This is a genomic window from Pseudopedobacter saltans DSM 12145 (assembly GCF_000190735.1).
GTDB classification, from domain to species: Bacteria; Bacteroidota; Bacteroidia; order Sphingobacteriales; family Sphingobacteriaceae; genus Pseudopedobacter; species Pseudopedobacter saltans.
On sequence record NC_015177.1, the window covers coordinates 3,250,496 to 3,263,893 of the forward strand.

Annotated in this window: 10 protein-coding genes; 3 read left to right on the forward strand and 7 right to left on the reverse strand. The window is 36.9% G+C overall.

Going from position 1 to position 13,398, the window contains the following annotated elements; all coding sequences use genetic code 11:
- Positions 1-124 precede the first annotated feature (124 nt).
- From PEDSA_RS13695 to PEDSA_RS13725, 7 genes are all read right to left on the reverse strand, one after another.
- The gene (locus PEDSA_RS13695) at positions 125-1,780 is read right to left on the reverse strand and encodes a UxaA family hydrolase (protein ID WP_013633747.1); all 1,656 of its coding nucleotides are present in this window, start codon (positions 1,778-1,780) and stop codon (positions 125-127) included.
- Between the two features lie 11 nt (positions 1,781-1,791).
- Positions 1,792-3,291, reverse strand: a complete 1,500-nt coding sequence (locus tag PEDSA_RS13700) for a tagaturonate reductase (protein ID WP_013633748.1) — start codon at positions 3,289-3,291, stop codon at positions 1,792-1,794.
- A gap of 21 nt (positions 3,292-3,312) precedes the next feature.
- Positions 3,313-5,253: a glycoside hydrolase family 88 protein gene (locus tag PEDSA_RS13705; protein WP_013633749.1), complete on the reverse strand. Its 1,941-nt coding sequence runs from the start codon at positions 5,251-5,253 to the stop codon at positions 3,313-3,315.
- Positions 5,253-6,962 carry a glycoside hydrolase family 28 protein gene (locus tag PEDSA_RS13710; RefSeq protein WP_013633750.1) on the reverse strand — a complete coding sequence of 570 codons (1,710 nt, stop codon included), beginning with the start codon at positions 6,960-6,962 and terminating at the stop codon, positions 5,253-5,255. The genes PEDSA_RS13705 and PEDSA_RS13710 overlap by 1 nt, the downstream gene beginning before the upstream one ends.
- Before the next feature lie 179 nt (positions 6,963-7,141).
- Positions 7,142-8,398 carry a PP2C family protein-serine/threonine phosphatase gene (locus tag PEDSA_RS13715; protein WP_013633751.1) on the reverse strand — a complete coding sequence of 419 codons (1,257 nt, stop codon included), beginning with the start codon at positions 8,396-8,398 and terminating at the stop codon, positions 7,142-7,144.
- Between the two features lie 17 nt (positions 8,399-8,415).
- Positions 8,416-9,546, reverse strand: coding sequence for a glycosyltransferase family 2 protein (locus PEDSA_RS13720; protein ID WP_013633752.1), 1,131 nt, complete (start codon positions 9,544-9,546; stop codon positions 8,416-8,418).
- Positions 9,530-10,501: a lysylphosphatidylglycerol synthase domain-containing protein gene (locus PEDSA_RS13725; RefSeq protein WP_013633753.1), complete on the reverse strand. Its 972-nt coding sequence runs from the start codon at positions 10,499-10,501 to the stop codon at positions 9,530-9,532. Before PEDSA_RS13725 ends, PEDSA_RS13720 begins: the two co-directional genes overlap by 17 nt.
- Before the next feature lie 48 nt (positions 10,502-10,549).
- On the opposite strand from PEDSA_RS13725, the gene ruvC reads away from it, so the two are divergent.
- From ruvC to PEDSA_RS13740, 3 genes are all read left to right on the forward strand, one after another.
- Positions 10,550-11,116: a crossover junction endodeoxyribonuclease RuvC gene (gene ruvC / locus PEDSA_RS13730; RefSeq protein ID WP_013633754.1), complete on the forward strand. Its 567-nt coding sequence runs from the start codon at positions 10,550-10,552 to the stop codon at positions 11,114-11,116.
- A 148-nt stretch (positions 11,117-11,264) separates the two neighbouring features.
- On the forward strand, positions 11,265-12,458 hold the full coding sequence (locus PEDSA_RS13735) for a C1 family peptidase (RefSeq protein WP_013633755.1): 1,194 nt from the start codon (positions 11,265-11,267) through the stop codon (positions 12,456-12,458).
- A 293-nt stretch (positions 12,459-12,751) separates the two neighbouring features.
- On the forward strand, positions 12,752-13,378 hold the full coding sequence (locus PEDSA_RS13740; RefSeq protein WP_013633756.1) for a Uma2 family endonuclease: 627 nt from the start codon (positions 12,752-12,754) through the stop codon (positions 13,376-13,378).
- The last annotated feature ends 20 nt before the right edge of the window (positions 13,379-13,398 follow it).

The following is a 13,398-nucleotide window of genomic DNA, read 5'->3' on the forward strand; positions in this document are numbered from 1 at the left end:
CGCGTAGCTTATATGGAGATGTAAAATCGGAAAAACCACCGATTATATCATATAAGTCACCGTATTTTTTTACGTAACCGATTACGATAGCCTCTTAATTTATACTTTTGTTAAACTTATTCTATTACAAACTCACTCCTCTTTTCCATGGAATAAAATCGTCCTGTCCGTGTTTTACGGCACTTACTTCTATTTCTCCGCTCGCTACCGCGATAACATAATCCAGAATCCTGGCACCTGCTTCCTCAATAGTTTCTTCACCTTCTATAATTGTTCCGGTATTGATATCGATGATATCACTCATCTTATTGAAAAGTGCAGTATTACTGCTTATTTTAATTACGGGAGTAATCGGGTTTCCAGTTGGGGTACCTAAACCTGTGGTAAACAATACTACGTTCGCCCCAGATCCAACTTCTGCCGTGGTACTTTCTACATCATTTCCCGGTGTACATAACAGATTTAAACCTGGTTTAGTCACTTTTTCCGGATAATCTAAAACCTCTACAACCGGAGAAGTCCCTCCTTTTTTTGCTGCTCCAGCAGATTTTATCGCATCGGTTATTAAGCCATCTTTGATATTCCCCGGAGATGGGTTCATATCAAAGCCAGAACCTGCCTCTTCTGCTCTTTGCTCGTAAGTACGCATCAGGTTAGAAAAGCGTTCGGCTTCGTTTACCGTTATGCATCTGTCGCTTAAATTTTGTTCTACTCCACAAAGTTCAGGGAATTCGGCCAAAATCACCGATCCACCTAAAGCGATTAACAAATCTGATGTATAACCAATAGCCGGATTTGCAGAAATACCCGAGAATCCGTCAGATCCACCACATTCTAAACCTATAGTGATTTTGCTTAAAGGAGCATCTTTTCTTACATTCTCATTTGCTTGTGCTAAACCTGCCATAGTTTGTTTTAAGGCTTCAGAAATTAAATCAGCCTCTTTCCCTACCTGCTGTTGCTCTAAAATATATAATGGTTTAGAAAAGTTTGCGTCTCTTTTAGCAATCTCTTTTTGTAAAATAGAAACCTGCGCATTTTGACAGCCTAAGCTTAAAACGGTTGCTCCCGCTACGTTAGGATGGGTAATGTATCCTGCCAAAAGGCCGCATAATGTTTCCGCATCTTGTCTGATTCCTCCACAGCCACCATCATGTTTCAGGAATTTTATTCCATCTACATTAGGAAAAACTCTATTGGATTTATCACTCTGCGTCTCAACAAAAACTTCTGTTTCTAAAAGATCACTCGGTTTTGCACCGGTGCGATACATAGCTATCAGTTTATCAGCCTGAGACAGATAATCATTTTTGCGACCGTATCCCAAAGGCTCTATTAAAGCTTCTTTTAATACATCCAGATTTCTGTTTTCGCAGAAAACCATAGGTACAACTAACCAGTAATTTCCTGTTCCAACACTTCCATCTGCCCGGTGGTAACCTTTAAAAGTTTTGTCTTTCCACGCAGACACATCCGGAGTATTCCATGTTGTTTTTCTCTCTTCGCTAGTCTCAAAACCTAAAGCAGCATGTTTCAGGTTCGCTGTCGTTAACACGCTTCCCTTCTTTAAATCTTCCTGTACTTTCCCAACAAGAACACCATACATAATTACTTCATCACCTTTTGACAGGTCTTGAGTAAGAAATTTATGTTTTGCCTGCACATTGTCGGAAAGTACAAAATCCTCTCCGCCGTAGTGAATAACCTCTCCTTTGTTCAAATCCGTTAATGCAACCAATACGTTATCATTCGGATTTACCTTCAACACTATATGTTTCATTTTATTTATGCCTACACTGTCTGGCTATTTAATGCCGACAATACAGATTGATCTAATATATTTTGTAAATAACCGTTTACTACCATTTCAAAGTCTTCGATTTCTGTTAAATCGGTACCCCACAATTTCTGATTACTCAGAATCGCTTTAACTACACCTTCTCTTCCGTTTTTATCCCACAACGCTATTACCTGTGCAGCTTTATCATCATTAATTGGATATTCTTCGCCGTCTACTTCTCCATAGTATTTGCCATCTTTCTCATAACCATTCATAAATGCGATATAAGCAGCAAAACCTAATGCCATTAATTCAGGAACCGAATTAAATTTCTTTACATAATTTAGCAACAAGGGAATAACACGCATAGCTAACTTAGAAGTATAGTTCATAGTTATACTAATCCATTTATGCTCGATATGTGGATTTTTAAAACGATCTATCACATTATCTGCAAAATCAATTGCCATCTGCTCATCAACCTCATAAGGAATAGATTTGGCAATTTCCTGCTTCATCAAATTCTCTACATATGCAAAAACGTCGGAATCGTCCATTGCCAGTTTCACGGTTGAAAACCCAGATAAAAAAGCAATACCACTGCTTAATGTATGTGTTCCGTTCAACAATCGCATTTTTAGTTCACGATGTAAACCTATATCCGGTGTAACTACAACACCCGAATCAGACTTCGCAAAACTCAAAACATCTTTTACTTTTTCATTCCCTTCGATAGCCCATAAGCTATAAACTTCAGACATAATCAACAGCTGGTCTTTATAACCCAATTCTTGTTCTAAAGGCTGTTTCATATCAGCATGAGGTTTTCCAGGCACTATTCTATCTACCAGTGAATTACAAAAATGATTACATGTCTCAAGCCAGGTAATAAAATCTTCAGGAAGTTGATTTTGAAGTGCCAGCTCAATAATAATCTCTTTTAATTTTGTCCCGTTATCTGGAATCAGCTCTGTTGGAACTATTACCAAGCCCCTGTCTTTAGAACCGTTGTACATTTTATAACGATGGTAAAGAACCGCCAATAATTTCCCGGGAAAAGAAACCGGTGGCTGGCTGTGTACATTGTCTTCTTCTAAACAAATGCCTACCTCTGTGGTGTTGGATATTACTACTTCTAAACTGGGACTTGCTGCAAAATCCAGAATTTCTTCCCATTGATTACTCGCCGTAAGTACCCTGCTTATTGCAGAAACCAGCTGATTCTCCTCTTTTTTCTCTCCGTTTTGAATTCCTCTGATGCAAATAGTGTATAAATTATTTTGTTGATCAAAATCGTTTGTACCGCCCTGATCAGTTGACTTTACTACGACTACACGTCCGTTAAAGTTTCCTTCTAAATTTGCTTTATTAATATAATAATTAGGTAATCCTCTCAACAAAACTCCAGTTCCAAACTGCAAAACTTTTTCTGGTAACTCCAGGGTGCTAACTGGGGGACAAATCAAATTACTGTTTTTTGTTTTTAGCTGCTCTCTACTTAATAACTCCATCACTTACTTTACTTCTTCTATCTATTTTTTTGATTTAATTGTACTTTGCTTCAGCAACCATGTTGCTAATTCTTCGCTTGCTTTAAAATTGTCAAAACTAGCAGGTAGTTTTCTACCATCTATGTATTCATTATATAACCATGGGTCTCCAACTGCGAAAACAGTTCCCTTGCCATATTTTGCTACAGCCATTGCCACATCACCATTATGATCTAAAACAGACTTAGCTGGTGATTTTATATTTAACGTACTGATTTCTTTCAGATATAACTTTTTCGCTTGTTTGAAAATTTCGTTGTTAGCTGGAACATGAATTGCTCCCATTTCATATTGACTTCCCGTTACCGGATTTTTCAATTCTTCTTTAAATTCCATCCCGAAAGCACGTGGCAACGCATTGAATTTTTTTAGCTCACAATGCTTATCGTCATTAGCCATCAGAACCAAAACACCACCTTTTTTAACCCATGCTTTTAAATTTTCTACAGATTGAGTGTCCATAAAATTTGGATTAGCCGTTTCACTTGCATCATCCGGATCAACGATAATATAAACTGCTGTATTTGCCAGATTTTTAGCGGTAGGTGCTTGTTTAAGTGTTTCCAAAGTCGCTCCTCGTTTAGCAAAATTTAGCCCCCATAGTGAGAAACCATTATTGTCTAACTCATCCCAAACATAGTGATAGCTCTCTGTTTGCCCTAATATGTTTTTACGGAACTCATTATTAAAATAATTGTCTAATGTTACTGTCTTTCCTTTTCCAACTTGCGGAAGATTTCTGATCTCCATTTCGCTTGCCGTCATCAGGAAAGCACCAATTCCTTTGGGATCATCCTGCACAACTTTTTCGCTCATATAGTAGTCGTAACTACCATCACGATATGGATTTCCGCCCAAACCGGCCACGCTTACTGTTCCATTTAAATGCAATAGACCATCTGCTCCGCGCTCTAAAAATTTCTTTTTAATTCCTTCATATCCTTTCTGAGCAACAGCTTCATATTTATTTGGAAGATAGCCTAATCTAACTCCTTTCGCCAAAGCATATACAAACATGCTCGATGCCGACGCTTCTTCATAATTACGCTCTCTGGTAGGCATATCCATTACCTGATACCAAAGTCCGGATTTTTTATCCTGCACTTTTGTTACCGCTTCGGCGTAACGGTTTAAAATATCTATAATCTGCTTCCTTCCGGGATGATCTTTAGGAAAATAATCCAATACGTCAATCATTGCTATACCATACCATCCCATTGCTCTTCCCCAAAAATGAGGCGAATTTCCTGTTTCTTTATTTGCCCATCTTTGTTCTCTCGATTCGTCCCACGCGTGGTAAATTAACCCTGTTTTTGGATCTCTCGCTTCTTTTTCGATATGTGCAAACTGATTGGCTACATCAGTATAAATTTTTGTTTCATTAAACATGTAGGCCCATTCTGTATAAAAAGGCATTCCCATATATAAACCATCTAACCAAACCTGATTTGGATATATCTTTTTATGCCAAAAACTACCTGCTTTCGTTCTTGGTTGCTGGTCTAATTGTTTTTTAAGTTGTTCTGCAGCTTTAAAATATTTCTGCTTCCCCGTCACCCGGTAAAGCAATAAAAGTGTTCTCCCGGTTTTTACGTTATCAATATTATAGTCTTCCAGTTTGTAAGTCTTAATATTTCCACTTTCATCTACATAGGTATCCATAGCTTTTTGCAGATAGTCGAAATACTCTTTTTTTGCGGTACTTTCCCAAACATCTGTTATACCTTCCAGAAAAACTCCGGTTTCGTAAGTCCATTTCACTCTTCTGCTTTCGTTCTCAATGGGATAGGGCCATTTAGACATTATCGTTTTCGCAATCTCTTCCGAGATATTTGATTCGCCCTTCTGTTGAGCAACAGAAACGTTTAAACTCAGCAACGCTACCAAAGAAATTGTTCCAATCTTTTTTATAAAAGCCTTCATTATTTAGTTTTTAAAATGCTTGGTTTAGCACCGTAATTAAATTCAACATTTGTTTTTGACGCATTTACATCAGAGTTTTTCAAAAGAATATCCGCGCTTCTCTCACCTGAAACACTGATCAGCATTCGGTCCTTTTTATCACTCTTAAAACCGTCGATGTTTATTTTTTTACTATTCTCCACAAAAATCAAAGGATTTTTATCAGATGTAATTAAATGAACGTTTTTAATGTTGATATTATTTCCTTCTATGATCTCAATACCTGTCTTGGCTTCCAATGTTAAATCCTCCAGATAAATATTCTGTACGTTCATTTCAGGAATACCTCTTACAAACAAACCTTTATCTGCTCCGTTACAAACTACATTCTTAATATAAAAATTTTTAAACTGAGGAGTTGCTTCTGTAACAGGTTTAAACTCAGCTACCGGAGCTGGTCTTTTTTCTCCCGCCAAAGGTACCGGATCTTTTGCTTCATAATACATATCAAACAAAATCGCATCGCCCGGAATATCTTTCATATAAGAATTAGCAATATATACGTTTTCTACTATACCACCTCTGCCTCTTGTAGTTTTAAACCTTAAACCAATATCAGTTCCTATAAATGAATTGTTGTATACATAAAGATTTTTAGCTCCGCCAGACATCTCACTTCCGATTACAAAACCGCCATGAGCATGGTAAACCACGTTATTCCTGACAATAACATCCTCCGTAGGCATAGCTCTTTTTCTGCCGGCTTCATCTCTTCCGGATTTGATACAAATACCATCATCTCCAACGTCAAAAGTAGAATTCTCTATCAATACATTTTTACATGATTCGATATCTATTCCATCTCCGTTTTGCGCATACCAAGGGTTTTTAACAAATACATTACGTAAAACAAGATCTTCACTCATTAGAGGATGAAGACACCATGCCGGAGAATTCTGGAAAGTTACGCCTTCTAAAAGAATTCGCTTTGAATTTGCTATTACAAACAGATTTGGTCTGTAAAAGTCTTTCATCGGCTCGTAATCAGCCAACTTACTTCCTGCCTTAAAGTATCTTGCATTACCCGCTTCGTCTCCTTTTTTATAGCTTTCAGACGGCATCCAACTTTGGCCGTCTTTACTTAGTACTCCGCCAGAAGCTACCAGGTTTTTCCACTGAGAAGCTGTAAGCTTTCCTTTTTTTACTAAGCGCCAAACCTCTCCGCTACCATCGATAATTCCTTCTCCGGTAATAGCCACATTCTCCACATTAAATGCTGAGATTGGAGATTCGTTAACCAGAGCAGGTTTCCCTTCCCAATTCCCTTCCACCAATTTGTACTGGCTTTTATCTTTGGTAAACAAAAGGATAGCGTCTCTTTTAACGTGTAAATTCACATTGCTTTTTAGCTGTATCGGCCCAGTTAACCAAACGCCGCCCCCTAAAAACACCACTCCACCACCATTTTTGCTACAAGCATCAATGGCAGCATTTATACTTTTTGTGTTTAAAGTAATCCCATCGGGCTTTGCTCCGTATTTTTCTACATAAAAAGTGTCTTTTTTGAAAACGGGAGTCTTAATTGTAGGAAGTTTTACGTTAAATGTTTTTTCGAATAAAATCGAATCTGCTTTTTCTTCTGATGGATTACTGGCTTGCAAATCTACCGTTAATAGGTTAAACACGGCGAATCCACACAAACCAAAATAAATTTTAGTAAGATTCTTCATAAAATGATCTACCTCTCACGAGCTATTCTGGAATACTCTCGATATTTGAGTTGATTAAAGCTGTTTATAGGCAATTTTAGCAAATTAAAACCCAGCATTATACTTTCAGCGCATATTTATTTATGCAATCGTTGCCGGTAAGGTTTGCATAATCTTTTTGAGCAGGAAACACGGCATTTTTAGCGGAATCTTAGGGAAAGCATGGTTATATCGTCCATCGCCTCCTCAGACCGATGACTTTTTTTAACATGAGACAATAATTCGTTGTGTATAATGGCCAAATCCAATTCTTTATTTTTCAGGATCAAACTTGTTAAAACCTCTTCTTCAATAACGTTCTCTTCCTCGCCGTCAAACTCCACCAAACCGTCTGTATAGTTAAAAACCATTGCTCCCGGAGTCACATTTATATTTCCAACATTTACAAAAGGCAGCTCTTCAAACACTCCTATCATTACAGAACCACTCCTTAACAAAGTAGCTTCATTATTCTGTATTAATATTGGCGCTGCATGACCCGAGTTTATATATTCGATTTTACAGGTTTTGTTATTAAACTTACCCAAAAAAACGGTTATAAACTTTTCTCCTTTGGTATTTTTACAAACCAGGGTATTCAATTTGATTACCAATTCTTCCAAGGACATTCCGGTACCTGCCAACGCTCTTAAACTCGCCTGAAAATTAGACATTAGTAAAGCGGCGGAAATCCCCTTTCCAGAAACATCTGCAATGCACCACAGAAATTCGTCTTCGTTAAGTTTAATCAGATCATAAAAGTCGCCTCCGATACTTTGATGAGGAAGATATACAGCATGAAAGTCAAAAATGCTATTAACTGGCAGTTCTTTGGGTATAAACATATTCTGTACTTTCCCTGCCAATTCAAGCTCTTTTTGAAGTCTTTCTTTCTGAATACGCTCTTTAAATAGCTTTTTGTTTTCTAAAGCAACAATTACAACATTTATCAGCGTACGTATATAATTGATCCTGTTTTTCACCAATATTCTATCCTTGGCCATCAAATCACCTACAAAAACATAAGCCAATGCCGATTCTTTATGAAAAATTTTGATAAAATATCTGAAATCTTTTAGAAGCGGATGAATATGACCTTTTAAATCGACAATTTTTTTATCATTGGCAAAATCAAGAACAAAGGGCGTGTAATTGTCTACCAGATATTCCCCTCCAAAGCTTGATATTAATTTATAGTTCCCGTCATCGTCTTTTATAATCAACAGGAAGTTTTGAATGCATAAGCTGTTTTTTAAGATCAGTTCCAGCATATCTATCAGCACTAAACTGGAAACATGTCTGTTTATGGCCTGAGTTATTTCAAGAAGTGTATTAAGCTCCGCCTGTCTGTCCAGCAACAGCTCTATTAAGTCTACTTGTTCGACTTCAGCCTCGGTGATATTATTATACTTATCCAAAACGTCCCTAAATTTTATTATCTAACCATTCTACCCTTCCAGTCGTATTTACCCGAATTCCCCACTAAACCGATATAAACCATATACACTGGATGAATTAAACTTAACACAGGAACATATTTCAACAATTCACTTCGCTTATTAAAAGCAGTGACCTTTGAGAGAAACACTATTTCGAAAAGCATCTTCACAAGATACTGAAACAAAAAAGCTTTCATAGCATAATCAACAAAAAACGCCATAAAAAAGTTCGCTAACAGGAACGCGTTAAACAACCAAACAAAGACAGCAACGAAAACTATTCTTTTGTCTTTATACTTTGTACTTTTACTTGCCCAACGCTTCCGCTGAGAGATGAATTCTTTTAAAGTCTCTTTCGCCTGAGTATAAACTACTGCATCTTTTGATTTACAAAAACCGATACCATCCGGATATCTTGTCCCTATTTTATGCAAAAGCAATTCGTCATCTCCCGAAGCTAGATTATCTATGCCTTTAAAACCGCCTACTTCCAGAAAGGCGTCTTTTCTGTACGAAAGATTCGCTCCGTTACAAGTTGTAGGCATTTTATTTCCTATACCTGCGGCTCCCAGACCTATCAGGAATAGAAATTCCAACGTTTGCATTTCCTCGAAAGAATTTCTTTCTTCGAAATAACAAACCGGAGAACTAATCATTTTAAAATCTTTTTGCTCGTAGTAATTAACTATAGTTTCCAACCATTTAGATCCCATATAACAATCGGCATCGGTTGTTACAATAAGCTCTCCCGAAGAGGTACTAATCGCTTCTGCAATTGCTTTTTTCTTGTACGAGTTGAGTATCTCTTTTTCGTTAAGCTGAACCAGCTTAACTCCGTCTTTTTGATAGCCCCTTATAATTTCAGCAGTTTTATCAGTTGAATGATCGTCTACTACGATCAGTTCATAAAGCTGTCTGGGATAAGTTTGAACTAATATTGCATCAATTGTTCTGGCGATATTAGCTTCCTCGTTTCTTGCTGCTATAATAATGGATACGGACGTTACAGGCTCCTTTTTTACAGCCCGAAAATCTGGTAATCTTAACCACCCCCTATTTAACAAAAGAAGCAACCCTACATAAAATAAGGTTAATAAAGCACAAATGATATTAATAGTTATTACCAAAGAATTTAAGCTTAAAAACAAAAAAAGAACCGATGACAGCCGGTATCATCAGATTAACAAACCATATCAATGCAGCTGCAGACATAATTGCTATTTCCTGATTTGTAATAAATCCGAAAAAATAAGCCGCAGTCATTCCTCTGACTCCAAAATCAAGCAAATCTAACGAAGGTAAAGCAGACTGCACAAAAAATAATATAAATACCAGCAAAATACATTGATATATTGCAATTTCGGGAACCAAAAGTTTTATCACCAATAAATACTGAGAGGTGAATACTGCAAACCTTAGAATACTGTAAAATATAATTAAGCACAATTCATACCTGGTGTAGGTCTCCAATATTTCAGAAAATCGCCTAAATTTCTTTAAAAAGCCTACGCCACCTATCAAACTGTTTAGCCAATGTATGTTAAAATAAAATACGACAAAGAATGAGCAATAAACCAGCGCAATAAAAGCGATAACAATAAAAACCCAAACATCCAGCTTCTGAAAAGTATTTATAAACCAAAGAATTGCAATTGCACCAAAAATATTAGTCAGCACCATTTGCGCAATATGGCCAACGCTCATGGCTACTACCCCTTTTATCCGCTTTGTGTTGGGAAGAAAGAAGACTCTTCCGCCGTATTCACCAATTCTGTTAGGGGTAAATACTGCCCAGGTCAATCCACAAAACACAGATTCTATCGATCGCCACAAACTAATTTTTTCAACCTTTCGGATAATATATTCCCACTTGATACTTTCTATAAACCAGTTGAGGAACATCAACAGAAGTACACCAAACAAAGATATTCTCACTTTGGTTATATCCAGCCCTTTTATTAAATCTGCGAAATCTCTTAAATTTTGATTGTTACTGAGCTTTTTATAGATAAAAACCGCTGCTAGTACCAATACCGCAAACTTGATTAAATAGCTTAAAATTTTCTTCTTGTCGGTAGCCAATAGGATTGTTTTTGTGCAATGTTAAGAAATTAGCTTAATATTGTGTCCATGCAAAGAGAAAAATCCAAAGAACGTATCATTTTAGGTATAGACCCTGGTACTGCAGTTATGGGTTACGGCCTGATAAAAGAAACTGGAAGCAAAATCTCTTTGATAAATCTGGGAGTTATCCGTTTGGACCATTTAGATGATCATCCTTTAAAACTTCAGCGAATTTTTGAAAAGACAAGCCTACTTATTGAGCAATACAAACCGGATTGCATGGCATTAGAGGCCCCATTTTATGGCAAGAACGTTCAGGTGATGTTAAAGCTTGGCAGAGCTCAGGGCGTTGCAATGGCGGCCGGCCTGGCAAAAAATCTCCCGATTATGGAGTATTCTCCCAAAAAAGTAAAACAGGCTATTACCGGAAATGGAAACGCAGGCAAAGAACAGGTGGCCGCCATGCTCATGCAGTTGCTTGATTTTAAAGAAACACCGGAATTTCTTGATGCTACGGATGGGTTAGCTGTTGCCGTCTGTCATTCTTTCCAAAAAGTATCTGACAACGGAAGTAGCAAATCTTATTCAGGATGGTCCGCTTTTGTAAAAGCAAATCAGAATAGATTAAAGTAATAAGCAGAACTAAATTAAAAAGCACATTAATGTTGTTGTGTAACAATAAGCAGACATTTCTGTCTCTAAATTCAATTTTGGTTATTTTTATTTTTTAATAAAAAGATATACTCTTTTCTTGATTCTCAAATTGATTTAGATTGATATAATGAATAAATTTCTTCGAAGTGCTTTATTAATTTCCATTGTCAGTTTAACTGCGTTTACTTCCTATGCTCAGGATAATTTAATAAACTCGTTAAGTAAAAACCAAAGTGAAATAAGCAAACAGTCTTTCACTTTTACCCCGATAATTAATTTAACGAATACGTCTATTAAAAATCAAGGTTCTTCCGGAACTTGTTGGAGCTATTCTACAAACTCTTTTCTTGAATCTGAAATGATTAAAGCGGGAAGATCTGCGGTAGATCTTTCTGAGATGTTTATCGTCCGCAACTCTTATATAGAAAAAGGTAAAAACTATGTTAGAATGCATGGTGCGGTGACATTGGGAGACGGAGGTGCGCTTCATGATGTTATCAATATGTATGCAAAATACGGTATCGTTCCACAGGAAGTTTATACTGGTTTAAATTACGGAACAGACGTTAATCGCTTTGGAGAAATGGCAGCTATACAAGAGGGCGTATTAAGTGCAGTTGTTAAAAACCCGAATAATGTTCTTACACCAAACTGGATTAAAGCTTATACTGCTGTTATTGATTCCTATCTGGGAGAAGCTCCGGAAAAATTCACTTATAACGGTAAAAGCTATACGCCACAAACCTTTGCTAAAGAGGTTGTAGGATTAAACCCACAGGATTATATAGAAATCTCATCTTTTAAGGATCAGCCTTTATATCAAAAATTCGTTTTGATGGTACCCGACAACTGGTCTTTCGATCAGGTTTATAATGTAAAAATGAACGAACTTACCGACATTATAGATAACGCTTTAAAAAGTGGCCATACTGTTGCATGGGCCACAGATGTGAGCGAAAAAGGATTCAGCTGGAAAAATGGGATAGCCTATGTTCCCGCCAGAGATTTCTCTATGATGAACGACACTGAAAAGGCCAGCATGTTTAACGGACCAAAACCCGAACTTAAAATTACGGAGGATATGCGCCAAAAAGCTTTTAACAACTACGAAACTACGGATGACCACGGGATGCACATTGTGGGCCTTGCAAAGGATCAAAATGGCAAGGAATATTACATTGTAAAAAATTCCTGGGGAGAATCTAATGATTACAAAGGTTATTTATATGTAACCAAAACTTTTGTTCAATATAAAACAACCTCCATTTTACTGAACAAAAAGGGCCTTCCTAAAGATATCAGGCAAAAATTGAAAATCTAGTCGGTTCGTTGTTAGTCTTTAGATATTAGTGGATACGCCATAGTCTATGTTATTTCCATTTTGGTTTCTCTCAATGTCAGTTTTGGTGTTTAACTGATTTTTATTGCATTGATCCTATTCAACGGACGCTGCTCGGACGAAAGGATTTATTATTGTCTGAGTTGATTATATACTATCTTAGTGATGTATTTCTTGAAGAAAACCTGAGCAAACTTAAATCTCCCCAAAGGGATACTTTTGGAACGCCTTTTTATAGATATATTTTTAAACTAAAAAAATTAGTATATTTGAGTATGGAGAAGGTGAAAGCATATCCACAATCTGGCGAAAAAATATATTCATTGAACGACATCAATGAATCGCTTACATATAGTTATTCCAATTACCTGAACTGGCTTTTTGATGAAAGGCTGGAACTTATTAGAGGCAAAATCTTTAAAATGAGTCCGGCCCCTTTAAGAATACATCAAAAAATATCTGTTAATTTGTTAAGAGCACTTGCTAATTTTTTACAAGGAAAACCCTGCGATGTGTATACTGCCCCTTTTGACGTACGCTTCCCAACAAAAAGTAAAGCCGACAAGGACATTTACACCGTTCTACAACCCGATTTATGTGTAATATGCGATAAAAGCAAACTTGATGACCGGGGTTGTTTGGGTGCTCCTGACCTGGTAGTAGAAATCCTGTCACCAGGCAACAATAAAAAGGAGCTCTTAAATAAATACGAGATTTACGAAGAGTCTGGAGTAAAAGAATATTGGGTTGTCAGTCCAAGCGACAAAACATTATTGATATACACTTTAAATGAGACTGGAAAATACCAGCCATCCAAACTTTTTACCCTGAGTGAAGAAGTTACCTCATCCGTTTTACCGGGATTTGTGCTTAGTATTGATGCTGTTTTTGAAGATGAATAGAACCAATTCCAGATACTGAT